This window comes from Massilia luteola, assembly GCF_034420155.1.
Lineage (GTDB): Bacteria > Pseudomonadota > Gammaproteobacteria > Burkholderiales > Burkholderiaceae_D > Telluria > Telluria luteola.
In genome coordinates, this window is sequence record NZ_JAXOFN010000040.1 from 18,339 (window position 1) to 43,129 (window position 24,791).

Below are 24,791 nucleotides of genomic sequence, written 5' to 3' on the forward strand. Positions count from 1 at the left end.
TGGCATTTCTCAAAAGCCATCTTAGAGATCCGGCAATGATCGAGCCAATGATTTTTTCTGGGTTTCCCATACAGGTTTCGATATCACACCAGTCTTTTTGACAACAAAACCGGCGCGGTTCAGGCCTTTGGCGAACCGCAAGGATCCACGCTTCCTCATGGGCGCAGCAGGTGGTCTTGCTCGATGTCAAAGCCCATGCCGACGAGCCCGCGAGCACCGCAAAATGCCCCGGCCGGCGCCATCCGACGCCACTTCCAAAACCCGTTTTTCTCCGCACATTGCGCACAGAGAAGCATGTATTACGGCAAATTCCGGCGTTGTTGAGCGACCACAAACCCGCATCCGGACACGATTCTTGTGCGCCGCAGCACCGGTAGAATGCGCGGATGAAAACGACCGACACCCCTCCCCCGATGCCCGGCGCGGACGACGCGCTGTTCGACGAGATCGAGCGCCGCCTGCGTGCGCTCACCACCGCGTCCCTGCACGCGCCCGCCGCCATGCCGCGCCGCTGCGTGGACGAATTTGCGGACGGTTTCCTGGGCCATGCCGGCCATTCCGGATTGACGGCGAGGCAACTGGCGCGGCGCCGGGAAGATCCGTCGCGCGGCTATCTGTGATCGGCTATCTGTGATCGGCTATTTGTAGTCGTCCGGGCTCATGCCGTACTTCTGCATCTTGTAGTACAGCGTCTGCTTGGGCACGCCGAGCGCGACGCTGACTTCGCTGATGCTGCCGGCCGCCTTGCGCAATTCCTGCTCGATGACGGCGCGCTCGAACGCGCCGACCTGCTCGGCCAGCGGCACCGGCGTCGCACTGCGCGCGGCCAGCAGGCCGTCGGCGCCGCTGGCCAGTCCCAGCACGAAGCGTTCGGCGATATTGCGCAGCTCGCGCACGTTGCCGGGCCAGTCGTGCGCCATCAGCGATTGCATCAGCGGTCCCGGCACCGTCGGAACGCCGCGTTTGTAGCGCGCCGCCGCGCCCAGCATGAAGTGCTCGAACAGCAGGGGAATATCCTCGCGCCGCTCGCGCAGCGGCGGCAGGTTCAGCACGATCAGGTTCAGCCGGTAGTACAGGTCGCTGCGAAATTTCTGCTGGTCGGACCATGCCTTCAGGTCGACCTTGGCGGCGGCGATCACGCGCACGTCCACCGGCACCGGCGTGTTCGAGCCGAGCCGCTCGACGTAGCGCTCCTGCAGCACGCGCAGCATCTTGACCTGCAGCGACAGCGGCAGGCTTTCGACCTCGTCGAGGAACAGCGAGCCCTTGTGGGCGTGCTCGATCTTGCCGACCTGCCGCTTGGCCGCGCCGGTGAACGCGCCCATCTCGTGGCCGAACACTTCGCTCTCGAAGATGTTTTCCGGGATCGCGCCGCAATTCAGCGCGACGAAATGGTGGTTGCGGCGGCTGCTGAACTGGTGCAGGCAGCGCGCCACCATCTCCTTGCCGGTGCCGGTCTCGCCGTAGATCAGCACGTCGGCCGACTCGTCGGCCAGGTCCAGGATCAGGCGGCGCAGGTCGCGCATCGCGGCGGAATCGCCCAGCAGCATCGCGTCGATGCCCGCGCCGTTGGCGATGCGGTCGCGCAGCGCGGCGACCTCCAGTATCAGGCGCCGCGTTTCCAGCGCGCGCTGCACCGCCTCGACCAGTTGTTCCGACGAATACGGCTTGGGGATGAAATCGTAGGCGCCGCCGCGCATCGCGCCCACCGCCATCGAGATGTCGCCGTGGCCGGTCACGAGCACCACCGGCACCTGCGCATCGATGGCCTTGACGGCGTCCATCAGCGCGAGGCCGCTCATGCCGGGCAGGCGCACGTCGCTGACGATCACGCCGGCAAAACCGGGCGCTACCCGCGCCAGCGCCGGCTCGGCGGCGTCGAAGGCTTCGACCTGGAAGCCGGCGAGGTCGAGCGCCTGGACGCTGCCCGCGCGGACGATGGCGTCGTCTTCGACGAGCAGGACTTTCATGGCTTCGTACAACTCGTACATAGTGCTGTCTCCTAGTCCGCGCGGGGCAGATCGATGATGAACCGGGCGCCGCCGCCGGGCGGCGACTCGGCCCGCAGGTGCCCGCCGAATTCGCGCACGATCTGCTCGGAGATGGCCAGGCCCAGGCCCAGCCCTTTTCCTTGCGGCTTGGTGGTAAAGAAGGGTTCGAATAAATGCGTGCGTATTTCTTCGGGCACGCCGGGACCGCTGTCGGTCACGGCGATGCGTACCCGCGCGCCGTCGCGCCCGGCGTCGACCACGAGCTCGCGCGGCGTGCTGCCGGCCATCTCCATCGCGTCGAGCGCGTTGCTGAACAGGTTCACGAGCACCTGCTGCAGCCGGTTGCTGTCGCACAGCGCATACAGGTCGCGGGGGTGCGTCGACATGCGGAAGCCGACCCGCTCCTGCGCGATCCGGCGCTCGACGAGGAACAGGGCCGCCGTGACGGCCTCCCCCACCGGTACCGCGCTCAGCATCGCGTCGGCCTTGCGCGCGAACTGGCGCAGCTGCCCGGTCAGGAGGCCCATGCGCTCGACCAGTTGCGAGATGGTCGCCAGGTTGGCGCGCGCGTCATCGAGCCGGCCGCGCTCGATCAGCACGCGGGCATTGTCCGACATCGTGCGCAAGGCGGTGAGCGGCTGGTTCAGCTCGTGCGTGATGCCGGCCGACAGCTGCCCCAGCACCGCCATCTTGCCCGCCTGGACCAGCTCGCTCTGCGCCTTGCGCAGCTGCTGTTCGGCTTGCTGGCGCACGAGGTTCTCGTCGCGCAGCTCGCGCGTCATCGTCTGCAGGCTGGCCGTGCGCTCGGCCACCAGGCTTTCCAGTCGATCGTAGGCGCGCTGCAAATCCTCGCGGGCACGCAGCCGCTGGCGGCCGAGGCGGTGGCGCTGGCGCGCATACAGCACCAGCATGATCGCGAGCGCCTCCGACAGCAGCGTCAGCAGCGCCGCGGCGCGGGCGCCGGCGCGGACCGGCGCGAGGTCGGACAGGTAGACCAGCTGCCAGTTGCGCCTCGCCAGCGTACGCGACTGGCTCAGCATGGGGCCGCCGGCGGCGGGCGGCGGGCCGGCGACGATGCGCGCGCCGTCGTCGAGCGCGCGCACGGTGCGCAGGCCCAGCGGCGTGAGCGGATGCGCGACATATTGGCGCGACGCTTCCAATTCCTTGCGCACCGCCGGCGTCAGCGGGGCCAGCGTATGGTATTTCCATTCGGGCACCGAGCTCAGAAACACCACGCCATGCGCATCGGCGAGCAGCGCCTTGCCGCCGGCGTCGGCCCAGGTGTCCTCCAGGCTTTCGATATTGACCTTGACGGTCGCCACGCCCAGCATGCGGCCGTCCTGGTAAATGCCGCGCGCGAAATAATAGCCGGGCTCGCCCCGCGTGGTGCCGACCCCGTAAAAGCCGCCCGGCGCGCCCCGCAGCGCGTCGCGCACATAGGGCCGGAAGGCGACGTTGTCGCCGACGAAGCTGTCGGGCTCGCGCCAGTTGCTGGCGGCCTGCGTCACGCCCTGCAGGTTGACGATATAGATCGATGTCGACCTGGCCAGGCGGTTGACATGCTCCAGGTAGACATTGACTTCCTTCCGCAGCGCCTCGTCGCCGGGCCGGCGCAGGAGCGCGATGACGTCCTTGTTCAGTTCGAACGTGCCGGGCAGGAAATCGTATTTGGACAGCAGGTGCTCCAGGCTGGCCGCATAGGTGTCCAGCCGCTGCGCGCCGGACAGCCGCAGGCGCCCGATCGCGGCGTCCTCGGCATAGCGATACGCCACCCCGGCCAGCGCCACGCAACCGAGCAGCAGCACGCCCCACAACGCCAGCCGCCGGCGCGGCCAGCGGCCGGCCTGGCGCGGATTGACGGTGGGTGCGGCTGCGGGCATGGCGGTCCTGGGGTGTTTACGTCCTGCGATTAAAACACATGACGCACCCCAAGGTTGATGCCGGTGGTGCCGGAACCTACGTCGGTGGCATTGCCGACCGTGTACGCGGCGCCGTCGCGGTTGACGATGTGGCCGTACGCCGTGTACAGGTCGGTGTGCCGGGAGAGGCTGTACTCGTAGCCGATCGCGGCCTGGCGGGCGTGCGCTTCGCGGCCGCCATCGTCGCGGTGGACCACCAGCGAGGCCAGCACCCTGCCCGCGCCGGCCTTCACGGCGAGGCCCAGCAAGGCATCCCGGCTGGCATTGCCCAGCACGTCGCGATTGCGTGCGTAGGCCGCGTGCGCCGTCACCACGCCGAAGCGGTAGCGGCCGGCCAGCATGGTGTTGCGGCTGTGCGCGGTACCGGTCGCGTTGCCTTGCTGGTGGTGCACCAGCACGAGGGTCAGCGGGCCGGCATCGTAGCCGACGGACGCGCCGATCGTCCGGTTCTTCGTGGCGTCGGCGGCCGCCTCGCCGACGCCGTACAGGACGTCGGCCGACACGCCGCGCCACTTCGGTGTCTGGTACTCGACCGAATTATCGACCCGGGTGAAGGTCGGGAACAGGTTCTGCGCGTTGCCCGCGAGGCCGGTGCAGAACGGATCGACGATGTCGCGCACGACCTTGTAGTACGGCGCGTACTGGCGGCCCAGGCTGACCGAGCCGGCCGCGCCGGCGAGCCCGACGAGGGCCTGGCGGCCGAACAGGCGCCCACCCTGGCCCGCCGTGCCGGTATCCATATTGAAGCCGTTTTCCAGCACGAAGAAAGCGCTCGTGCCGTCGCCGAGGTCTTCCTTCCCCTTGAAGCCCAGCCGCGAGCCGGACGCCACGCCGCTGCCGACGTTCTCCATCGACCCGGCCGGGCCGCCGCGTTCCAGCACGATGCCGGCATCGGCCACGCCGTAGACCTTCACCATGGATTGCGCCTGCGCGAACGCGGCGCTCAGGCCGAGCGCGCACGCGCCGACGATATAGCGATGTTTCAATCGAGTCTCCGTTGGTTGTTGGTATGTGTCGGATGCGGTCAGCCGGCGCGCGCGCCGATAACCGGGACGGGCTGCGGCGCGACCTGCTCGGGCGACTCTTCCAGCGCGCCTTCCCAGTTGGCGACGACGGCCGTGGCGATGGCGTTGCCGACCGCGTTGGTGGCCGAACGTCCCATGTCGAGGAACTGGTCGATGCCCATCAGCAGCAGGAGGCCGGCTTCGGGGATGTGGAACTGGTTGAGGGTGGCGGCGATCACCACCAGCGACGCGCGCGGCACGCCGGCCATGCCCTTGGACGTCAGCATCAGCAACAGCAGCATGGTGATCTGCGTGCCCAGCGACAGGTCGATGCCGTAGGCCTGGGTGATGAACAGCACGGCGAAGGTGCAGTACATCATCGAGCCGTCGAGGTTGAAGGAATACCCCATCGGCAGCACGAAGCTGGAAATCTTGCGCTGTACGCCGAACTGGTCCAGCGCCAGCAGCAGCTTGGGATAGGCCGCTTCCGAACTGGCGGTCGAGAAGGCCAGCAGGAACGGTTCGCGGATCAGCGCCAGCAGGCGCAGCACGCGCTTGCCGATGAACAGGTAGCCGCCCAGGACCAGCAGCAGCCACAGGCACACGAGGCCGAGGTAGAAGGCGCCCATGAACTTCGCGAACGTGAGCAGGATGCCCAGGCCGCTGGTGGTGATGATCGACGCCATCGCCGCGAACACCGCGAGCGGCGCCAGGTTCATGATGACGCCGGTGATGCGCAACATGACTTGCGCCAGCTGGTCGATGACAAGCGTGAGGCCGGCGGCGGCCTCGCCCAGCGCCCCCAGCGCGCCGCCGAAGAACAGGGCAAACACCAGCACCTGCAGGATCTCGTTGTTGGCCATGGCCTCGATCGGCGACTTCGGCACCATGTGGGCGACGAAGTCCTTGAGCGTGAAGGCGGCGGTCTTCAGGCCGGTGGCGGCATCGACCGGCGGCAGCGGCAGGTTGAGGTGCGCGCCCAGCTGCAGCAGGTTGGACAACAGCATGCCCAGGCTCAGCGAGGTGAGCGAGGCGATCACGAACCAGGCCATGGCCTTCATGCCGATGCGGCCGGCGGCGCGGCCGTCGCCCATGTGGGCGATGCCGACCGTCAAGGTCGAGAATACGAGCAGCGAGATGATCATCTTGATCAGCCGCAGGAACACATCGGTGACGATGGAAATATGTGCCGCGATGTCGGCACTGAGCTGCTTGTCGGCGATGGTTTCGTGGCAACCGTAGCCGACTGCGGCACCCAGTACCATCGCGATCAGGATGGTCAGGGTCAAGGGACGCGTCTTTTTCACTTTAATCTCCAAGATCGCGGCGCTGAATGACGCCGCGTGTTGTCGTGACCCGGCGGGAACCGGGTGTACGCACATCAGCAATACGCATGCCAGAGAAATCGCCGGGGAATTCGTCCGGCAAGCGTTTGATTCCAAAGGAGTTTCTTTATGGAAATGCAATGACGGCCGCATCCGCCGTCCAGGAATCCAGACCGTCCGCATGGGCGTCGTATGGAAAATTGGAAAGGCGCCGGGCCCAGAGATTCAGCGGGGATGCCGGCAAGGAATGCGCGTTACAATGCCGCGACGATGCAACCGCGAGATTCGGCATGGAAACAAAATGGCTGGAAGACTTCATTTCACTGGTCGAGACCAAGAACTTCAGCCGCTCGGCCCAGCTGCGGCACGTGACGCAGCCGGCCTTCTCGCGCCGCATCCGCTCGCTGGAAAACTGGCTCGGCACGGACCTGATCGACCGGACGACGTTTCCCACCCGCGTCACCCCGGCCGGCATGGTGTTCTACGAACAGGCGCTGGAGATGCTGGGCCAGATCAACGGGGTCCGCGACCTGCTGCGCCACAACCGCGCCGCCGCCGAAAGGACGATCGACCTGGCCGTGCCCCACACGCTGTCGCTCACGTTCATCCCGAAGTGGCTGAACGCGCTGGAACGCGACTTCGCATCGATCACCAGCCGCCTCATCGCCCTCAACGTCCATGACGCCGTGCTGCAGCTGGTGGAAGGCGGCTGCGACCTGCTGCTGTGCTACCACCATCCGCGCCAGCCGGTGCAGCTCGATCCCGGCCGCTACGACATGTTGATGATGGGGCGCGAAGCCCTGTGCGCGTATGCCCGCTGCGCCCAGGACGGCGAACCGGAATACCGCCTGCCCGGCCGCAAGGGCGCGCCGTTGCCGTTCCTCTCGTACACCGCGAACGCCTATCTCGGGCGGATGGTGGACCTGATCCTCGCCGACGCGGCCACCGAGCCCTGCTTCGAAAAGCGCTACGAGACCGACATGGCGGAAGGCTTGAAGATGATGGCGCTGGACGGCCACGGTGTCGCGTTCCTGCCCGAATCGGCAGTCGTCCGCGAGGTCGAACAAAGGCAGCTGGCGCGTGCCAGCGACGCCGGCGCGTGGGAAATCGAGATGGAGATCCGGCTGTATCGCGAACGCCCGTCCGCCGCACGCCCCGGCAAGCCGCTCGTCGCGGCGTTGTGGGACTTCCTCGCCGCGCACCGATCGGTTTCGTGATGCCGTGATGCCGTGATGCCGTGATGCATTTTGCGCATGACCGCATGCGCAAGCAGCATTGGCAATGATCCGGCGCCGGATTCTATGATTCGTTGGCCGCGCAGCTCAGCATGCGCACAGCCTCGAACCTAGACACTCGCCAACCGGAGCCATTGCATGACCCACGATTCCCTCCCCTCCTACCTGAACCCCCACGACCTTGGCCCATGGGGCCAGTACCTGCAACAGGTCGAACGCGTCACGCCGCACCTGGGCAGCCTGTCGCGCTGGGTCGAGACGCTGAAACGTCCGAAGCGCATCCTCACCGTGGACGTCCCGATCGAACGCGACGACGGCACCATCGCCCACTACGAGGGCTATCGGGTGCAGCACAATCTGTCGCGCGGCCCGGGCAAGGGCGGCGTCCGTTTTCACCAGGACGTGACGCTGTCGGAAGTCATGGCGCTGTCCGCATGGATGTCGGTCAAGAACGCGGCCGTCAACGTGCCGTACGGCGGGGCCAAGGGCGGCATCCGCGTCGATCCCGCCACGCTGTCGAAAGGCGAACTGCAGCGCCTCACGCGCCGCTACACGAGCGAAATCAGCATGCTGATCGGCCCGACGAAGGACATCCCTGCGCCTGACGTGAACACCAACGAGCAGGTCATGGCCTGGATGATGGATTCGTATGCCATGATCGAAGGGAACCTGTCGACCGGCGTCGTGACGGGCAAGCCGATCTCGCTCGGCGGCTCGCTGGGACGGCGCGAAGCGACGGGCCGCGGCGTGTTCGTGGTCGGCTGCGAAGCCGCGCAGCGGCGCGGTGTCGCCGTCGCCGGGGCGCGCGTCGCGATCCAGGGCTTCGGCAACGTCGGCGGCACCGCGGCCGCGATCTTCGCCGACGCCGGCGCGAAGATCGTCGCCGTGCAGGATCACACCGGCACGATCGTGTGCGAGGGTGGCCTCGACGTCGCGAGGTTGCATCAGCACGTGGCCGAAGCGGGTGGCGTCATGGGCTTCCCCGGCGCCGACGCGACGCTGGCGCGCGAGGCCTTCTGGGACATCGAATCGGACATCCTGATCCCGGCCGCGCTGGAACGGCAGATCACGGCGGACGTCGCGCAGCGCCTGCGCACGAAGATCATCCTGGAAGGCGCGAACGGCCCGACGACGCCGGAAGCCGACGACATCCTGACGGACAAGGACGTGCTGGTCGTGCCGGACGTGCTGGCCAACGCGGGCGGCGTCACGGTGTCGTACTTCGAATGGGTGCAGGACTTCTCGAGCTTCTTCTGGACCGAGGACGAGATCAACGCGCGCCTGACCCGCATCATGCAAAGTGCCTTCGGCGCCGTGTGGGCGGTCGCGCAGGAAAAGAGCGTCTCGCTGCGCACCGCGACGTTCATCGTTGCGTGCACGCGCATCCTGCAGGCGCGCGAAGTGCGTGGCTTGTATCCGTAAAACCGCGTGCGGATCGCGTGGCGTGTCCGACGGTACGACGCCACGCGACTTCAAAAAAGGGGTTTTTTGCTGCACATTGCGCGCAGATAAGCATGCGTTGCAGAAAATTCCGTCGTCGTTGAGCGAGCACAAATCCGCATCCGGACACCATTCTTGTGCGCCGCAGCACAGACAGAATGCCCGGATGAAAACGACCGACACCCCTCCCCCGACGCGCTGTTCGACCAGATCGAGCGCCGCGTGCTGGCGCTCACCACCGTTCCCCTGCAAGCGTGCGCCACGGTGCCCGTCCGCTATGTGGATAAATTCGCCGACGGCTTCCTCGGCGCGGCCTATCTGCCGCCGCTGCCGCTGGCCAGGCGGTGGCCCAACGCACCATGACGCGCTTGTAAAAGACGTCGGTGGGCCGTGGGATCAGCCGTGTCTTTCCAACGATTTACCGTACCTCGTCAGTGGGCGGCGGTGCCGGGGATTCATTCCACCTGGGCGTAGTGTGAGACCACGGACAAGGGTTCGTAAAAATGATGCAGCAGTTTTTTCCACTCTTGATACCCGGCGGACTGGCGAAACCCGACCTCATGCGCCTCCAGCGACTCCCATCGAACAAGCAAAATGTATTCAGTTGATCGCTCGACGCAACGCTGCAGTTCATGCGAGACATAGCCCGGCATTGAAGAAATGGTGGCCTGCGCCTGTTTGAATGCGGCTTCGAAGCCGGCTTCTTGGCCAGCACGCACTTGCAGTGGGGCGACTTCCAGGATCATCAGTGATGCTTTCAAAAGTAAAGGCTTGTGATGCCAAAAGGCCAGGTGCCCTGAGCGGCCGTGCGTGGCGGCTCGGTGTACGGCAACTTCCGACCATAGCGGACCTAGGCTGCTGCGTTGGCAGAGGGTGGATACTCAACTAGCCGTTTTTTTTCCGGTTCGGTCCAGTTAAGTTGACCAAGAATGGCCGTGTGACTATGATCCGCGACCGTAAAGGTTAGGTGATGGTTGTCGAATTCTATCAATGAGACCAACGTGAGATCACGACTGCCCGTCAGATGCCTTACTTGTCCATCACAAAGGCGAACGATACGAATCTTGAACGAGAGGCCTTCAACGCCTTGTCGAGTTGTTACGTGCTCATCGTGGACGAATACGAACGCAAAGTATGCAGAGTCTGCGGACCACTTAAACCCGGGCAATGCTAGTCGAAATGGCGTACTGCCGTCGAGTTCAAGGAAGCCCCATTCAGGCCCACTCATCCATAACTCGCCGCCTCCGTACCACTTAGCACGATGTTTGCCATCTGGACTTCTAGATTCATGTTCCATTGCTTGAGCTTTCTTATTTTTGCTAGAGGCCCTAAACAAGAGAAGCTTTCGAGGTCCGCTTCTGGCCGAACCCAGCCACTCCCAAGCATAGCACGTTGCCCAAGCCAAAAAATCACGCTCTGTCACGACAATGTGTCGCGCGAAAAAGATGTCAAAATTAAATAGCTGCAGGGGAGATGAATGGATAAAATTCGGCCGGCTTACTCTTAGTCAAGGAAACGCCGATGGCTCGCCGGATCATTCTCATTCTTCTTGCTGCGTTCAGTCTGCTGCCCGGCCCGGCCTGGGCGGTCGAGCGCGGCGCGCTGTTCAAGGTTAGCGGCCACGGGCATACGATGGTTCTGTTCGGCACCATCCACATGGGATTGCCCGAATTCTTCCCGCTCGACGACAGCGTGACCAAGGCCCTGGCCGCTTCCTCCACGCTGGCACTGGAGTTCGATCCGACCGTACAGACTGCGGAGTTGGCCGCGATGATGCGGCGCGCCGCAGCCACCACGCCCGCCATCGTCGCCGCCATGCCACCCGCGCTCGGACCGCGCTTGACACGCCGGCTGGAGGCGCTCGGCGCACCAGCGACGCTGGCCACCCAGTTCAAGCCGTGGATGCTGATCATCACGCTGGCAACGGTCGAATACGCCAAGCTCGGTTATCGGCCCGACCTGGCCGTCGACGCGTACCTGGCCAAACTGGCACACAGCGAGAACATCAAGGTCATCGGCCTGGAGACGGCCGAGAGCCAACTCGACCTGCTCGACCACCTGCCCGTTGCCGACCAGTGGACGATACTGGATGAAACCCTTGCTTCGCTCGATTCGGGCGAAGCGCAGCAGGACGCGCGGTCCATGACCGACGGCTGGGCCAAGGCCGATCACGCTACGCTCGACGCGCTGGCGCTCAAATATGAGACGGACCAGCGGCTGTCGTCGCAGATCGTGCAGCGCCGCTTCCTGACCGAACGCAACGGGCGATGGCCGACAAACTCGACGGCTTGCTGACGCGTGAAAACCATACGATGGCGGCAGTTGGACTCATGCATTTGATCGGCAAGGACAGCTTGCCGGCCTTGTTGCGAGCAAAGGGACTGAAGGTCGAGCAGCTGTATTGAAATTGAAAACGACGAAGCCGCCCACCGTTCGCACGATGGGCGGCTTCGTCACGTATCCGGCCGGACGCAGGCGCCCGGCATGACCATCAGCCCAGGCTTTCCAGGCGGATGCGCACGACCTTGCCCACGGTCGTGGCCAGGTCCTCGATCTTGGCGATCGCCGCGTTGACGTATTTTTCGCGGGTCTGGTGCGTGATGATGACGATGTCCGTGCGCGCCTTCTCGCCCGGCTCCTTCTGCAGCACGGCGTCGATCGAGATGCCGGCTTCGGCCAGGATGCGGGTCAGGTCGGCCATCACGCCCAGCTGGTCCTGCACGGTCACGCGCAGGTAGTAGCTGGTGCGGATGTCTTCCATCGGCAGGATCGGCACGTCGGCCAGTTCGGTCGGCTGGAACGCCAGGTGCGGCACGCGCGAGTACGGGTCGGCCGTCGCCAGGCGGGTCACGTCGATCATGTCGGCGATCACGGCGGACGCGGTCGGCTCGGCGCCTGCGCCCTTGCCGTAGTACAGCGTGGCGCCCACGGCGTCGGCCTGCACGAGCACGGCGTTCATCGCGCCCTCGACGTTCGCGATCAGGCGCGCGCCCGGCACGAGGGTCGGGTGCACGCGCAGTTCGATGCCTTCCTTGCCGTCCACCGTCGTGCGGCGGGTGATGCCCAGCAGCTTGATGCGGTAGCCCAGTTGTTCGGCGTAGCGCAGGTCGACGGCCTGCAGCTGGCTGATGCCCTCGATGTGGGCGCTGCCGAACTGCACCGGGATGCCGAACGCGATGGCGGACATGATGGTCAGCTTGTGCGCCGCGTCCACGCCTTCGATGTCGAAGGTCGGATCCGCTTCCGCATAGCCCAGTTCCTGCGCCTGCTTGAGCACGGTGGCGAAGTCCAGGCCCTTGTCGCGCATCTCGGACAGGATGAAGTTCGTCGTGCCGTTGATGATGCCGGCCACGGATTCGATGCGGTTGGCCGACAGGCCTTCGCGCAGCGCCTTGATGATCGGGATGCCGCCGGCGACGGCCGCTTCGAACGCCACCATCACGCCCTTGGCCTGGGCCGCTTCGAAGATCTCGTTGCCGTGCAGCGCGAGCAGCGCCTTGTTGGCGGTGACGACGTGCTTGCCGTTGGCGATCGCCTTCAGCACCAGCTCGCGCGTCAGGCCGTAGCCGCCGATCAGTTCGACGACGATGTCGATGTCCGGATTGTTGACGACGGCGAACGGGTCGGTCACGACCTCCACCTCGGCGCCCACGATACGCTTGGCGCGTTCGAGGTTGCGGACGGCGACCATGGCCACTTCGATGCCGCGGCCGGCGCGGCGGCGGATTTCTTCCTGGTTGCGTTGGAGGACGTGGTAGGTGCCTGCACCGACGGTGCCGAGGCCGAGCAAGCCTGCTTTGATGGGTTTCATATGAATGTACTGTCTGCTGTCTGTCGTTCTCAGCGCGCGTGGCGGCGCCGGTAGCCATCGAGGAAGCGGGCGATACGGCCGCACGCATCCGTCAGGTCGTCGGAATTGGGGAGGAAGACCACGCGGAAATGGTCCGGGGTCTTGCAGTTGAAGCCGGTGCCTTGCACCAGCAGGACTTTTTCCTCGGACAACAGCTCACAGATAAATTGCTGGTCATCGGCGATCGGGTAGATCTTCGGGTCGAGGCGTGGGAACATGTACAGCGCCGCTTTTGGCTTGACGCAGGTAACGCCCGGGATATCGGTCAGGAGTTGGTGGGCCAGGTCGCGCTGGCGCGTGAGGCGGCCGCCCGGCGCGACGAGGTCGGCGATGCTCTGGTAGCCGCCGAGGGCCGTCTGGATCGCGTACTGGCCCGGCGCGTTGGCGCACAGGCGCATCGAGGCCAGCATGTTCAGGCCCTCGATATAGTCCTTCGCATGGCGCTTTTCGCCGGACAGGACCATCCAGCCGGCGCGGTAGCCGCACGAGCGGTAGTTCTTCGACAGGCCGTTCAAGGTGACGAACAGGACGTCGTCGGCGAGCGAGGCGATCGACGTGTGCGTTTCGCCGTCGTACAAGGTCTTGTCGTAGATTTCGTCGGCGTAGACGATCAGCTGGTGCTGACGCGCCAGTTCGACGATTTCCAGCAGCACGTCGCGCGAATACAGCGCACCGGTCGGGTTGTTCGGGTTGATGACGACGATCGCGCGCGTGTTCGGCGTGATCTTCCTGCGCATGTCGTCGATATCCGGCAGCCAGCCGGCCTGCTCGTCGCATACATAATGCACCGGGTTGCCGCCCGCGAGGCTGACGGCCGCCGTCCACAGCGGATAGTCCGGCATCGGCACGAGCACTTCGTCGCCGCTGTTCAGCAGGCCCTGCATGCCCATCACGATCAGTTCGGAGGCGCCGTTGCCCAGGTAGATGTCGTCGATGCCGACGCCGCGGATGTTCTTTTCCTGGGTGTAATGCATGATCGCTTTGCGCGGTGCAAACATGCCCTTGGAATCGGTGTAGCCGGCCGAGCTCTGCATGTTGCGGATCATGTCCTGCACGATCTCGTCCGGCGGATCGAAACCGAACACGGCCAGGTTGCCGATGTTCAGCTTGATGATCTTGTGGCCGTCTTCCTCCATCTGGCGCGCGATCTGCAGCGCCGGGCCCCGGATCTCGTAGCAGACGTCGTCGAGCTTGTTGGATTTCAAAATCGGTCGCAAAATATCACCCTGGAAATAGTTGCCGGGGAGTGCCCGGCCGAATCGGTAGCGTCCCGGGGGCCTCGAGAAACCGTCGCGAGCGGCAGCAGTTTTGTCAGAGAAGCGCAGCTGTACATGAGTACAGCGAGCATCGGATCCTGTGCGGCCCAGACAAAAATGCAACGCGCAGCAGGTTTATCGACGCCCCCGTTGTTGCAATGCGAAAAACTTCATTCTGCCGAAAGCGCAAGGATTAAGCAACCCACCATTGCTGGGGCGTAGTGGAAACCAGTTACAATACGCGCCCTGTGCCTGTCATCTCCCGGCTTTTCCATCATGAAGCTACATTCCAGCAGCACCGAAAAATACCAGACCGTCACCGGCTACGACCGGTCCGGCGTCGAGATCAACGCCCAGCGCTTCGACTACAGCGTGCTGGTGATGCCCGAGGTGGCGCCGCGCCCGTGGCCCGTGACGCGCTTCGAAGACCTCCGGGCCGAGCATTTCGAAGCCATCGCCGCGGACAAGCCCGACGTCGTCATCCTCGGCACCGGCGAGCGCCAGCGGTTCGTGCATCCGCGCCTCGTCGCCAGCCTGTCCGACCTGCGCATCGGCGTCGAGAGCATGGACAGCCACGCCGCCTGCCGCACCTACAACATCCTGATGGGCGAAGGCCGCAAAGTGACGCTGGCGCTGATCATCGACACTCACGAGGGCACGAAGGCCGAATGAACGACCTGCACCGCAACAAGACCCTCACCTGGACCCTGCTGATCGCCTTTGCCATCGTCCTGCTGTGCGTGCTGGGCGCACGCACGCTGGTGCCGCCGGACGAAGGCCGCTACGCCGAGATGGCGCGCGAGATGTTCGCCAGCGGCGACTGGATCACGACCCGCCTGAACGGCATCAAGTATTTCGAGAAGCCCCCGCTGCAGACGTGGATGAACGCCCTGTCGTTCACCCTGTTCGGCCTGGGCGACTGGCAGGCGCGCCTGTGGACGGGCCTGTGCGGACTGTTCGGCGTCGTACTGACCGGCGTCGCGGGCACGCGCGTGTTCGGCGCGCGCGTCGGCTTCTATGCCGCGCTGGTGCTGGGCTCCTCGTTCTACTGGGTCGCGTGCAGCCAGATCGATTCGGTCGACATGGGGCTGTCCGGCATGATGACCCTGGCCCTGTGCGCCCTGCTCATCGCCCAGCGCGACGATGCGAACGAGCGCGAACGGCGCAACTGGATGCTCGCGTGCTGGGCCGGGATGGCGCTGTCGGTGCTGTCCAAGGGCCTGATCGGCATCGTGCTGCCGGGCGGCGTGCTGGTGCTCTACACGATCTTCGCGCGCGACTGGGCGATCTGGAAGCGCCTGCATCTCGTCAAAGGGCTGATCCTGTTCTTCGCGATCGCCGCGCCGTGGTTCGTGCTGGTCGGGATGCGCAACCCGGAGCAGCCGCACTTCTTCTTCATCCACGAGCATTTCGAACGCTTCCTGCTCAAGGAACACCACCGCGAGGCGGCATGGTGGGTGTTCTTCGCCCTGCTGGCGGCCGGCAGCGTCCCGTGGCTGGGCGTACTGGTGCAAAGCCTCGTCGCCGGCGCGCGCGGCAACGGCGAGACGACGCGCTTCCGTCCGCGCCTGATGCTGCTCGTGTGGGTCGCGTTCATCGTCCTGTTCTTCACCAAGTCGAATTCCAAGCTGCCCGGCTACATCCTGCCCGTGTTCCCCGGCGTCGCGCTGCTGGTGGCGCACTACCTGGACGTCGGCACGCGCCGCGGGCGCATGGTGACGGCCGGCCTCACGGCGCTGCTGGGCGTGGCCCTGCTCGTGACCGTCCCGTTCATGCTCAAGCTGGCCAAGCATGCGGGCGAGGACGTGCTGTACGCGGCGTACCAGCCGTGGGTGCTGGCGGCCGGCCTCGTGCTGCTGATCGGCGGCTGCCTCGCCATGCTGTACGCGCGCCAGATGCTGCGCGACCTGTTCGTCGTCGTGCTGGCCGTCGCCGGTTTCGCCGGCACGGAGCTGATGCTCGTCGGCTTCGAACCGATCGGCAAGGTGCGCGCCGGCGTCGACCTTCTGCCCGCACTCAAGGCGGCCGGCGCCGCCGATCCCGCCGTGAAGGTCTATTCGGTCGGCATCTATGAACAGTCGCTGACCTTTTATCTCGGCCGTCCCGTGATCCTCGTCGACTACCGCGACGAGTTCGACTTCGGCCTGCAACAGCAACCGGAACTCGCGATCCCGACGATTCCCGCGTTCGTCGCCCAATGGCGCGCCGCCGCGGCCGCCGGCCGGCACGACGTGGCGATCACCCGTCCGGAGATCGCCGCCGACCTGCAGCGCCAGGGCGTCCCCTTGCGCATCGTGGCGGCGGACGCGCGCCGCACCGTCATCGCGAACTTTTGATCGTCTTCCATGAACCTGACCACTTTTGCTTTCATCATTTCCGGCGTGCTCCTGAACGCCTGTGCCCAGTTGCTGCTGAAAGCGGGCACGAACGCCCTCGGCGGCGCCATCCACCTCACCATGGCCAACTGGTTCCAGACCTTCATCAAGGTCGTGACCCAGGCGCCGATCCTGGGCGGCCTGGCCTGCTACGGCATCTCGCTCGTCGTGTGGATCATCGGCCTGTCGCGTACCGACGTGACGATCGCCTACCCGATGCTGTCGCTGGGCTATGTCGTGTCGGCCATCGGCGCGTGGATGTTCCTGGGCGAAGTGGTGTCGCCGCAGCGCCTGGTGGCGATCGGCGTCATCGTGATCGGCGTAGTATTGCTGGCAAGAACGTAATACGGCGGCGCACGGCGCGCTGCTACAATGCCGGCTTTGTCTGTATAAACAACATTCAGCCTGGCAAGCCGCACGATGGCTTGCCACGGATGACATCTTTACCGAGAGAATACGAGCTTCCCATGACTGCCGAGCTGCCCTTCCTGCCCTTTTCCCGGCCCACCATCGACGAAGACACCATCGCCGCCGTCGGCGAAGTGCTGCGCTCCGGCTGGATCACGACCGGACCGAAAAACCAGGCATTCGAGGCCCTGCTTTCCGAATATTTCGGCGGCCGTCCGGTACGCACCTTCAATTCCGGCACCTGCACGATGGAGATCGCGCTGCGCATCGCCGGCGTGGGGCCGGGCGATGAAGTGATCACGACGCCGATCTCGTGGCCGGCGACGGCCAACGTGGTCATCGAAGTGGGCGCCACGCCGGTCTTCGCCGACATCGATCCGGTCACGCGCAACATGGACCTGGACAAGCTGGAAGCGGCGATCACCCCGCGCACCAAGGCCATCATCCCGGTCTACCTGTCCGGCCTGCCGATGGACATGGATCGCCTGTACGCGATCGCGGACAAGCACAAGCTGCGCGTCGTCGAGGATGCCGCGCAGGCCATCGGCTCGCTGTGGAACGGCAAGCGCATCGGCTCGTTCGGCGACTTTTGCTCGTTCAGCTTCCAGGCCAACAAGAACATCACGACCGGCGAAGGCGGCTGCCTCGTGCTGAACAACCTCGACGAAGCGCGCCTGGCCGAGAAATACCGCCTGCAGGGCGTGACGCGCAGCGGCGTGGACGGCATCGACGTCGACGTCCTGGGCGGCAAGTACAATATGAGCGACATCATGGCCACGATCGGCCTGGGCCAGATGAAGAACCTGGACAAGCTGACGGCGCACCGCGCCGCGCTGGCGCGCCATTACTTCGACTGCTTCGGCCCGGATTTCGAGGCGCAGACCGGCGCCCAGCTGCCGATCCAGGCCTTCGGCACGAGCAACTGGCACCTGTTCCAGATCATCCTGCCGGACAACGGCCCGGGCACGCGCGCCGACTTCATGACGCGCATGCAGAAGGAACACCATATCGGCACGGGCTACCACTACGCGCCGATCCACCTGTTCACCCTGTACCGCGAGCGCGGCTTCAAGGAAGGGATGTTCCCGGTCGCCGAGAAGATCGGCCGCCTGACCGTGACGCTGCCGATGTTCAACGCGATGACCAGCGCCGACGTCGAGCGCGCCGTGGCCGCGGTCAAGAAGGTGCTGGCGAAATGACGGGGGTGGCGATGAAGCCGGAAGTCTCCGTCGTCATTCCGGTCTATAACGAAGAAGCGGGCCTCGCGAACCTGTTCGCGCGCCTGTATCCGGCGATGGACGCGCTGGGCCTGCCGTACGAAGTCATCTTCGTCAACGACGGCAGCCGCGACAACTCGGTGGCGATCCTGGCGGAGCAGTACCGCAAGCGCCCGGAGGTGACGCGCGTCGTCCTATTCAACGGCAACTACGGCCAGCACATGGCGATCCTCGCGGGCTTCGAACAGACGCACGGCCAGATCGTCATCACGCTCGACGCCGACCTGCAGAACCCGCCGGAAGAAATCCACAAGCTGATCGCCAAGATGCGCGAGGGCTACGACTACGTGGGCTCGATCCGCCGCAAGCGCCAGGATTCCGCATGGCGCACGGTGGCGTCGAAGGCCATGAACCGGGTGCGCGAGCGCATCACGAACATCCACATCACGGACCAGGGCAATATGCTGCGCGCCTACGGCCGCAACGTGATCGACCTCGTCAACCAGTGCGGCGAAGTGAACACCTTCGTGCCGGCGCTCGCGTACAAGTTCTCGCGCAGGCCGACCGAGATCGTCGTCGAGCACGAGGAACGCGCGGCCGGCGAATCGAAATACTCGCTGTACAGCCTCATTCGCCTGAACTTCGACCTGATGACGGGCTTCTCGCTCGTGCCGCTGCAGATGTTCTCGCTGCTGGGCATGACCTTGTCGCTGCTGTCCGCGCTGCTCGTGCTGATCCTCGTCGTGCGCCGCTTCCTGCTGGGCGCCGAGGCCGAGGGCGTGTTCACGCTGTTCGCGATCGCGTTCTTCTTCATGGGCGTGATCCTGTTCGGGATCGGCCTCGTGGGCGAATACGTGGGCCGCATCTACCAGCAGGTACGGGCGCGGCCGCGCTACGTCGTCGCCACGATCCTGCAGGGCGCGCCGGCGGACCTGGCGGACACGGACGGGATCGAGAAGCGGCAGGTCGTGCGCTGACTGTCCGACAGTCGGCCTACAATACGTCGCCCCCGCGCAGGCGGGGGCCCAAGTGCTGCCGGCTACTCGCGCAAAACTTGGGTTCCCGCCTGCGCGGGAACGACGGTTTAACACCATTCCGCCATCAAGGCACACAACATGACCCAACCCCGCAAACGCGCAGTCGTCTTCGCCTACCACAACGTGGGCGTACGCTGCCTCAAGGTGCTGCTGGCCGGCGGCGTCGACGTCGCCCTCGTCATCACGCACCGGGACAGCGCCACGGAAAACATCTGGTTCGAATCCGTCCTCTCGCTGTGCGAAACGGAGAACATCCCCTACCTGACGCCGGACGACGCGAAAGGCGCCGACCTCGTGCACGCCATCCAGGCCGCGCAACCGGACCTGATGTTCAGCTTTTATTTCCGCCACATGCTGCCCCAGGCGATCCTCGACATCGCCCCGGCGTACAACATGCACGGTTCGCTGCTGCCGGCCTACCGCGGCCGCGCGCCCACCAACTGGGCCGTGCTGCACGGCGCCACCGAGACCGGCGCCACGCTGCACGAGATGACGGTGAAGCCGGACGCCGGCGCCATCGTCGCGCAGCAGGCCGTGCCCATCCTGCCCGACGACACGGCGTTCGAAGTGTTCGGCAAGGTGACGGTGGCGGCGGAGCTGGCGCTGTACGGCGTGCTGCCCGCGCTGCTGGCCGGCACGGCGCCGCGCATCCCGAACGACTTGACCCAGGGCGGCTACTTCGGCGGACGCAAGCCGGAAGACGGCCGCATCGACTGGAGCAAGAACGCGCAGGACGTCTACAACCTGCACCGCGCCGTCGCGCCGCCCTACCCCGGCGCCTTCACCGACGCCGGCCCGCGCCGCTACGTGATCGAGCGCGCGCGCCTCTTCAACGGTAATGTGGATAGGCTGCCGCCGGGCCTCGCGGTCGTGGATAATGCCATCCTCGGCGTCTGCGGCGACGGCCGCGCGCTGGTCATTCACAGCCTGCTGGCCGACGGCCAGCGCATCTCCCCGGCCGAACTGCGGGCACAACTCCAGGAAAACCCAACATGAAAAAAGTCCTCATCCTCGGCGTCAACGGCTTCATCGGCCACCACCTGTCCAAGCGCATCCTCGCGACGACCGACTGGGAAGTCTACGGCATGGACATGAATTCGGAGCGGATCACGGATCTCCTGGAGCATCCGCGCATGCACTTCTTCGAAGGCGACATCACCATCAACACGGAATGGGTCGAGTACCACGTCAAGAAGTGCGACGTGATCCTGCCCCTGGTGGCGATCGCGACGCCGTCGACCTATGTGAAGGAGCCGCTGCGCGTCTTCGAACTGGACTTCGAGGCGAACCTGCCGATCGTCCGCTCGGCCGCAAAATACAAAAAGCACCTGATCTTCCCGTCGACGTCGGAAGTCTACGGCATGAGCCCGGACTCGGAATTCGATCCGGAGAATTCGGAACTGGTCTACGGCCCGATCAACAAGCCGCGCTGGATCTACGCCTGCGCCAAGCAGCTGATGGACCGCGTGATCTGGGGCTACGGCATGGAAGGCCTGAACTTCACGCTGTTCCGCCCGTTCAACTGGATCGGCGCCGGCCTGGATTCGATCCACACGCCGAAGGAAGGTTCGTCGCGCGTGCTGACGCAGTTCTTCGGCCACATCGTGCGCGGCGAAACCATCCAGCTGGTCGACGGCGGCATGCAAAAGCGCGCCTTTACCTACGTCGACGACGGCATCGCGGCGCTCATGAAGATCATCGAGAACAAGGACGGCCGTGCGACGGGCCAGATCTACAACGTCGGCAACCCGACGAATAACTACTCGATCCGCGAACTGGCCGACATGATGCTCAAGCTCGCCGCGGAATACCCGGAATACGCGGCCGGCGCGGAGAAAGTCAGGATCGTCGAGACCAGTTCGGGCGCGTACTACGGCGCCGGCTACCAGGACGTGCAGAACCGCGTGCCGAAGATCGAGAACACGCGGAACGACCTGGGCTGGGCCCCGTCCGTGACGATGGCGGACGCGCTGCGCCACATCTTCGACGCCTACCGCGGCCAGGTCGCCGCGGCCCGCGCCCTCGTCGACTGAGGGCGCATCTTGGCACCGCTGCTCGTCCTCAAGATCGACGTCGACACCTACCGCGGCACGCGCGAAGGCGTGCCCAATCTCGTGCGCATGCTCACCGCGCACGGGGCCGGTGCGACGTTCCTGTTCTCGCTGGGCCCCGACCACACGGGTTGGGCGATGCGGCGCGCGCTGCGTCCCGGCTTCTTCCAGAAAGTGTCGCGCACGTCCGTCGTCGAACACTACGGCTTCAAGACGCTGATGTACGGCGTGCTGCTGCCCGGCCCGGACATCGGCGCGAAGACCGCCGCCGAGATGCGCGCCGTGCGCGACGCCGGCTTCGAATGCGGCATCCACACGTGGGACCACGTCTGGTGGCAGGACAACGTCCGCGGCCGCGACGCCGCCTGGACGAACAACGTGATGAAGAAGAGCGAGCAGCGCTTCGCGCAGGTGTTCGGCACGGCGCCGCGCACGTTCGGCGCGGCGGGCTGGCAGATGAACCAGCATGCGTTCGCGCGCCACGACGCCGTGGGCTACCGCTACGCGTCGGACGGTCGCGCCCAGCTGCGCGACGACGGTTCGCTGGCCGATCCGCAGGCGGGCCCGTACCGCTACCGCGGCCTGTCGCACATCCAGATGCCGACCACGCTGCCGACGCTGGACGAGCTGCTGGGCCGCGAGATCGGCGGCACCGTCATCGACGAGAACAACATCGCGGCCCACCTGCTCAAGCTGACGGCGAACCCGCAACGCGACCACGTGTATACCTTGCACGCGGAGCTTGAAGGACAGAAACTCGCCCCCATATTCGAGCAGCTGTTGTCAGGTTGGAAAGCCCAAGGTTACCAACTTGCGTCGATGGCGGACTATTATGAGAAGATAAAACAGGAAGCGCCGCAATTGCCCGAGTATCCGGTGCAATGGGGCGAGTTACCGGGACGGTCAGGGGAACTGATCATCCTCGATACCGTGGAATAAACACGCGGCTGACCGGCCGCGCATCCATTCAGGAGAAAACCGTGGCCGAAAGCCCAACCGCAGCCCCCGAATCCGCCCTTGGCACCGCCGCGCCCTTGGCCAACGAGGTTTTAGCCAACTTCAGCGCGCCGATGACCGGCGACCAGACCTTCGAGCTGAACGGTCGTCCCGCGCGCTACACGGTGCTGTACTTCTATCCCAAGGACAATACCCCCGGTTGCACGACAGAAGCGATGAACTTCCGCGACCACCACGACGAATTCACGGCCCTGGGCGTCGCCGTCTACGGCATCAGCCGCGACTCCCTGCGCTCGCACGAAAGCTTCAAGGCCAAGCTGGGGCTGCCGTTCGACCTGATCTCGGATGCGGACGAAGCCGTGTGCACCCGGTTCGACGTCATGAAGATGAAGAATATGTATGGCAAAAAAGTGCGGGGGGTCGAGCGCAGTACGTTTGTCATTGACGCTGACGGCAAGTTGGTGAAAGAATGGCGTGGCGTGAAAGTCAATGATCACGTGAATGAAGTGCTGGATTATTTGAAGAGCCAGCCTTGAAGAGCGGGCTGGCGATGGTTTCGACAAACCTTTAGCCGAGCGTTCGCCTATTTTGAGTCACAGTTTTACCTCACCGCATCATTCCAATCTGGCTGCCGGCCAGGGGCCCTCGTCTGGGCCCGCCGGCGCCTCGCAGCTCTCCCCAGTTGCATCTGTCTGCCCGGCGGCGCGCGCGCGCCGCATGGCGCGTTTTTCCGACTTTTTTCTAGATTGAGACCCTGATGCCACTGCCTAAAATACCCACCAAGCCGGCAACCATCCTGCTGGCCAAGGATTACCCCAGGGCCGAACCGGGCAAATCGCCTGTGCGCGCAACCGCGAAGGCGGAGAACGACCCGGTCGAAGACCTGATCAGTGGCGCGGCCGTACCGGCCCCCAAGACCACGAAACCCCGCAAGTCGAAGGCCGCGCTGCTGGCCGAAGCGCCCGCGCGCGAAGACACGCCGGCAGGCGCCCCCGCCGTCGCCGCACCGGCAACGCCGCCCGCGCCCGCACGCGCCGAACTGCCCGCGAAACCGGGCAAGGCCGCGAAAGGCGGCGCCAGCGCCAAGCTGCGCGAAACGGACATGAACGAACCGCATCCGGCCAAGCACAAGCCGGTCGAGGTCAACGTCAAGTCGCAGGCGAGCCGCAAGGCCGACACGTCGGGCACGACGAAGGTGTTCGTGCTCGACACCAACGTGCTGATGCACGACCCGACGTCGCTGTTCCGTTTCGAGGAACACGACGTCTACCTGCCGATGATGACGCTGGAAGAACTCGACAACCACAAGAAGGGCATGTCGGAAGTCGCGCGCAACGCGCGCCAGGTCTCGCGCACGCTGGACGCGCTGATCGCCAACGTCGACGACGAGGCCATCGAGACCGGCATTCCGCTGGCCAAGCTGGGCAACAAGGATGCGAAGGGCCGCCTGCACTTCCAGACGCGCCTGAACGGCGCCGCCCTGCCCGAGGGTCTCCCGTCCGGCAAGGCCGACAACCAGATCCTGGGCGTCGTGCGCGCGCTGGAAACGGAGCAGCCGGGCCGCGCGATCGTGCTGGTGTCGAAGGACATCAACATGCGGATCAAGGCGCGTGCACTGGGCCTGGCCGCGGAAGACTATTTCAACGACCACGTGCTGGAAGACACCGACCTGCTGTACTCGGGCATCGTCCAGCTGCCGGACGACTTCTGGACGAAGCACGGCAAGGGCGTGGAATCGTGGCAGGAGATCAAGGGCGGCTATTCGTCCACGTTCTACCGCGTGACCGGTCCGCTGGTCCCGAGCCTGCTCGTGAACCAGTTCGTGTACCTGGAACCGAAGAGCGGCGAGGCGCCGCTGTACGCCCAGGTCAAGCAGATCAACGGCAAGACCGCCGTGCTGCAGACCTTGCGCGACTACTCCAGCAACAAGAACAACGTGTGGGGCATCACGGCGCGCAACCGCGAACAGAACTTCGCGCTGAACCTGCTGATGAATCCCGAGGTCGACTTCATCACGCTGCTCGGCCAGGCCGGCACGGGCAAGACGCTGCTGGCGCTGGCCGCCGGCCTCGCACAGGTGCTGGAGACGAAGGTCTACAACGAGATCATCGTCACCCGCGTGACGGTGCCCGTCGGCGAAGACATCGGCTTCCTGCCCGGCACCGAGGAAGAAAAGATGTCGCCGTGGATGGGCGCCTTCGACGACAACCTGGAAGTGCTGATGAAGTCCGACGGCGACGCCGGCGACTGGGGCCGCGCGGCGACGCAGGACCTGATCCGCTCGCGCATCAAGATCAAGTCGCTGAACTTCATGCGCGGCCGCACGTTCGTCAACAAATTCCTCATCATCGACGAGGCGCAGAACCTGACGCCCAAGCAGATGAAGACGCTCGTCACGCGCGCGGGTCCGGGCACGAAGATCCTCTGCCTCGGCAACATCGCGCAGATCGACACGCCGTACCTCACCGAAGGCTCGAGCGGCCTGACGTACGTCGTCGACCGCTTCAAGGGCTGGGGCCACAGCGGCCACGTGACCCTCGCGCGCGGCGAGCGTTCGCGCCTGGCGGATCACGCGAGCGAAGTGCTGTAACGGTTCGACCGTCCCGACAAAAAGCCTGTGCGCCGGAAGGTGCACAGGCTTTTTTTATTGTCCCGTCAATCAACCAACCCGACGTTACCTCACCAACGTCGTCCCCGCGCAGGCGGGGACCCAAGGTCCGTCGCCG

The 24,791-nt window shown here is 65.2% G+C and carries 21 protein-coding genes and 1 pseudogene; 15 read left to right on the forward strand and 7 right to left on the reverse strand.

Features of this window, described 5'->3' with window-relative positions; translation table 11 throughout:
* Window positions 1-386 precede the first annotated feature (386 nt).
* Window positions 387-620 (forward strand): hypothetical protein, encoded by a 234-nt coding sequence (locus tag U9J41_RS26045; RefSeq protein ID WP_322405074.1) that lies wholly within the window; start codon window positions 387-389, stop codon window positions 618-620.
* Between the two features lie 18 nt (window positions 621-638).
* Here the strand turns inward: U9J41_RS26045 and U9J41_RS26050 are convergent, their stop codons facing one another.
* From U9J41_RS26050 to U9J41_RS26065, 4 genes are read right to left on the reverse strand one after another with little or no spacing between them, the layout of a single operon-like run.
* A complete protein-coding gene (locus U9J41_RS26050; RefSeq protein WP_322405075.1) occupies window positions 639-1,991 on the reverse strand; it encodes a sigma-54-dependent transcriptional regulator in 1,353 nt (450 codons plus the stop codon).
* 11 nt (window positions 1,992-2,002) lie between these two features.
* Window positions 2,003-3,871, reverse strand: coding sequence for a sensor histidine kinase (locus U9J41_RS26055; RefSeq protein ID WP_322405076.1), 1,869 nt, complete (start codon window positions 3,869-3,871; stop codon window positions 2,003-2,005).
* Between the two features lie 29 nt (window positions 3,872-3,900).
* The gene (locus U9J41_RS26060; protein ID WP_322405077.1) at window positions 3,901-4,896 is read right to left on the reverse strand and encodes a porin; all 996 of its coding nucleotides are present in this window, start codon (window positions 4,894-4,896) and stop codon (window positions 3,901-3,903) included.
* Window positions 4,897-4,934: 38 nt separating this feature from the next.
* Window positions 4,935-6,221, reverse strand: coding sequence for a dicarboxylate/amino acid:cation symporter (locus U9J41_RS26065; RefSeq protein ID WP_322405078.1), 1,287 nt, complete (start codon window positions 6,219-6,221; stop codon window positions 4,935-4,937).
* A gap of 308 nt (window positions 6,222-6,529) precedes the next feature.
* Between U9J41_RS26065 and U9J41_RS26070 the strand changes: the two genes are divergently transcribed.
* The 3 genes from U9J41_RS26070 (at window position 6,530) to U9J41_RS26080 (ending at window position 9,277) form a co-directional block, all read left to right on the forward strand.
* Window positions 6,530-7,456, forward strand: coding sequence for a LysR substrate-binding domain-containing protein (locus U9J41_RS26070; protein WP_322405079.1), 927 nt, complete (start codon window positions 6,530-6,532; stop codon window positions 7,454-7,456).
* A gap of 156 nt (window positions 7,457-7,612) precedes the next feature.
* On the forward strand, window positions 7,613-8,896 hold the full coding sequence (locus U9J41_RS26075) for a Glu/Leu/Phe/Val family dehydrogenase (protein ID WP_322405080.1): 1,284 nt from the start codon (window positions 7,613-7,615) through the stop codon (window positions 8,894-8,896).
* A gap of 153 nt (window positions 8,897-9,049) precedes the next feature.
* The gene (locus tag U9J41_RS26080) at window positions 9,050-9,277 is read left to right on the forward strand and encodes a hypothetical protein (protein ID WP_322405081.1); all 228 of its coding nucleotides are present in this window, start codon (window positions 9,050-9,052) and stop codon (window positions 9,275-9,277) included.
* 92 nt (window positions 9,278-9,369) lie between these two features.
* On the opposite strand, the gene U9J41_RS26085 is transcribed toward U9J41_RS26080, so the two are convergent.
* Window positions 9,370-9,660 carry an antibiotic biosynthesis monooxygenase family protein gene (locus U9J41_RS26085; protein ID WP_322405082.1) on the reverse strand — a complete coding sequence of 97 codons (291 nt, stop codon included), beginning with the start codon at window positions 9,658-9,660 and terminating at the stop codon, window positions 9,370-9,372.
* Window positions 9,661-10,570: 910 nt separating this feature from the next.
* Here U9J41_RS26085 and U9J41_RS26090 point away from each other — a divergent pair.
* A pseudogene (locus U9J41_RS26090) lies at window positions 10,571-11,319 on the forward strand (TraB/GumN family protein).
* Window positions 11,320-11,405: 86 nt separating this feature from the next.
* Here the strand turns inward: U9J41_RS26090 and U9J41_RS26095 are convergent.
* Together U9J41_RS26095 and U9J41_RS26100 are read right to left on the reverse strand one after the other, a co-directional pair.
* Entirely contained in the window at window positions 11,406-12,725 is a 1,320-nt protein-coding gene (locus U9J41_RS26095) for a homoserine dehydrogenase (protein ID WP_322405083.1), read from the reverse strand.
* 29 nt (window positions 12,726-12,754) lie between these two features.
* Window positions 12,755-13,981, reverse strand: a complete 1,227-nt coding sequence (locus U9J41_RS26100; RefSeq protein WP_322405084.1) for a pyridoxal phosphate-dependent aminotransferase — start codon at window positions 13,979-13,981, stop codon at window positions 12,755-12,757.
* A 315-nt stretch (window positions 13,982-14,296) separates the two neighbouring features.
* Between U9J41_RS26100 and U9J41_RS26105 the strand changes: the two genes are divergently transcribed.
* From U9J41_RS26105 to U9J41_RS26150, 10 genes are all read left to right on the forward strand, one after another.
* The gene (locus U9J41_RS26105; RefSeq protein WP_322405085.1) at window positions 14,297-14,692 is read left to right on the forward strand and encodes an Mth938-like domain-containing protein; all 396 of its coding nucleotides are present in this window, start codon (window positions 14,297-14,299) and stop codon (window positions 14,690-14,692) included.
* Entirely contained in the window at window positions 14,689-16,356 is a 1,668-nt protein-coding gene (locus U9J41_RS26110) for a glycosyltransferase family 39 protein (RefSeq protein WP_322405086.1), read from the forward strand. Before U9J41_RS26105 ends, U9J41_RS26110 begins: the two co-directional genes overlap by 4 nt.
* Window positions 16,357-16,365: 9 nt before the next feature.
* A complete protein-coding gene (locus tag U9J41_RS26115; RefSeq protein WP_322405087.1) occupies window positions 16,366-16,740 on the forward strand; it encodes an EamA family transporter in 375 nt (124 codons plus the stop codon).
* A 122-nt stretch (window positions 16,741-16,862) separates the two neighbouring features.
* Entirely contained in the window at window positions 16,863-18,002 is a 1,140-nt protein-coding gene (locus U9J41_RS26120; RefSeq protein WP_322405088.1) for a DegT/DnrJ/EryC1/StrS family aminotransferase, read from the forward strand.
* Between the two features lie 11 nt (window positions 18,003-18,013).
* Window positions 18,014-18,997 carry a glycosyltransferase gene (locus U9J41_RS26125; protein ID WP_322405089.1) on the forward strand — a complete coding sequence of 328 codons (984 nt, stop codon included), beginning with the start codon at window positions 18,014-18,016 and terminating at the stop codon, window positions 18,995-18,997.
* Window positions 18,998-19,135: 138 nt separating this feature from the next.
* Window positions 19,136-20,053: a formyltransferase gene (locus tag U9J41_RS26130; RefSeq protein WP_322405090.1), complete on the forward strand. Its 918-nt coding sequence runs from the start codon at window positions 19,136-19,138 to the stop codon at window positions 20,051-20,053.
* Window positions 20,050-21,090, forward strand: a complete 1,041-nt coding sequence (locus U9J41_RS26135) for a bifunctional UDP-4-keto-pentose/UDP-xylose synthase (RefSeq protein WP_322405091.1) — start codon at window positions 20,050-20,052, stop codon at window positions 21,088-21,090. Before U9J41_RS26130 ends, U9J41_RS26135 begins: the two co-directional genes overlap by 4 nt.
* A gap of 9 nt (window positions 21,091-21,099) precedes the next feature.
* Window positions 21,100-22,047, forward strand: a complete 948-nt coding sequence (locus U9J41_RS26140) for a polysaccharide deacetylase family protein (protein ID WP_322405092.1) — start codon at window positions 21,100-21,102, stop codon at window positions 22,045-22,047.
* Window positions 22,048-22,142: 95 nt separating this feature from the next.
* The gene (locus tag U9J41_RS26145) at window positions 22,143-22,601 is read left to right on the forward strand and encodes a peroxiredoxin (RefSeq protein WP_322405113.1); all 459 of its coding nucleotides are present in this window, start codon (window positions 22,143-22,145) and stop codon (window positions 22,599-22,601) included.
* A 221-nt stretch (window positions 22,602-22,822) separates the two neighbouring features.
* Window positions 22,823-24,655 (forward strand): PhoH family protein, encoded by a 1,833-nt coding sequence (locus tag U9J41_RS26150; RefSeq protein WP_322405093.1) that lies wholly within the window; start codon window positions 22,823-22,825, stop codon window positions 24,653-24,655.
* Window positions 24,656-24,791: the final 136 nt, after the last annotated feature.

What these genes read in the sequence shown, in the direction of transcription:
- U9J41_RS26055 (WP_322405076.1), bottom strand. Translation starts at nt 3,871, where the DNA reads ATGCCCGCAGCCGCACCCACCGTCAATCCGCGCCAGGCCGGCCGCTGG.
- U9J41_RS26130 (WP_322405090.1), top strand. Translation starts at nt 19,136, where the DNA reads ATGACCCAACCCCGCAAACGCGCAGTCGTCTTCGCCTACCACAACGTG.
- U9J41_RS26110 (WP_322405086.1), top strand. Translation starts at nt 14,689, where the DNA reads ATGAACGACCTGCACCGCAACAAGACCCTCACCTGGACCCTGCTGATC.
- U9J41_RS26150 (WP_322405093.1), top strand. Translation starts at nt 22,823, where the DNA reads ATGCCACTGCCTAAAATACCCACCAAGCCGGCAACCATCCTGCTGGCC.
- U9J41_RS26075 (WP_322405080.1), top strand. Translation starts at nt 7,613, where the DNA reads ATGACCCACGATTCCCTCCCCTCCTACCTGAACCCCCACGACCTTGGC.
- U9J41_RS26070 (WP_322405079.1), top strand. Translation starts at nt 6,530, where the DNA reads ATGGAAACAAAATGGCTGGAAGACTTCATTTCACTGGTCGAGACCAAG.
- U9J41_RS26135 (WP_322405091.1), top strand. Translation starts at nt 20,050, where the DNA reads ATGAAAAAAGTCCTCATCCTCGGCGTCAACGGCTTCATCGGCCACCAC.
- U9J41_RS26120 (WP_322405088.1), top strand. Translation starts at nt 16,863, where the DNA reads ATGACTGCCGAGCTGCCCTTCCTGCCCTTTTCCCGGCCCACCATCGAC.
- U9J41_RS26095 (WP_322405083.1), bottom strand. Translation starts at nt 12,725, where the DNA reads ATGAAACCCATCAAAGCAGGCTTGCTCGGCCTCGGCACCGTCGGTGCA.
- U9J41_RS26105 (WP_322405085.1), top strand. Translation starts at nt 14,297, where the DNA reads ATGAAGCTACATTCCAGCAGCACCGAAAAATACCAGACCGTCACCGGC.
- U9J41_RS26125 (WP_322405089.1), top strand. Translation starts at nt 18,014, where the DNA reads ATGAAGCCGGAAGTCTCCGTCGTCATTCCGGTCTATAACGAAGAAGCG.
- U9J41_RS26045 (WP_322405074.1), top strand. Translation starts at nt 387, where the DNA reads ATGAAAACGACCGACACCCCTCCCCCGATGCCCGGCGCGGACGACGCG.
- U9J41_RS26050 (WP_322405075.1), bottom strand. Translation starts at nt 1,991, where the DNA reads ATGTACGAGTTGTACGAAGCCATGAAAGTCCTGCTCGTCGAAGACGAC.
- U9J41_RS26085 (WP_322405082.1), bottom strand. Translation starts at nt 9,660, where the DNA reads ATGATCCTGGAAGTCGCCCCACTGCAAGTGCGTGCTGGCCAAGAAGCC.
- U9J41_RS26115 (WP_322405087.1), top strand. Translation starts at nt 16,366, where the DNA reads ATGAACCTGACCACTTTTGCTTTCATCATTTCCGGCGTGCTCCTGAAC.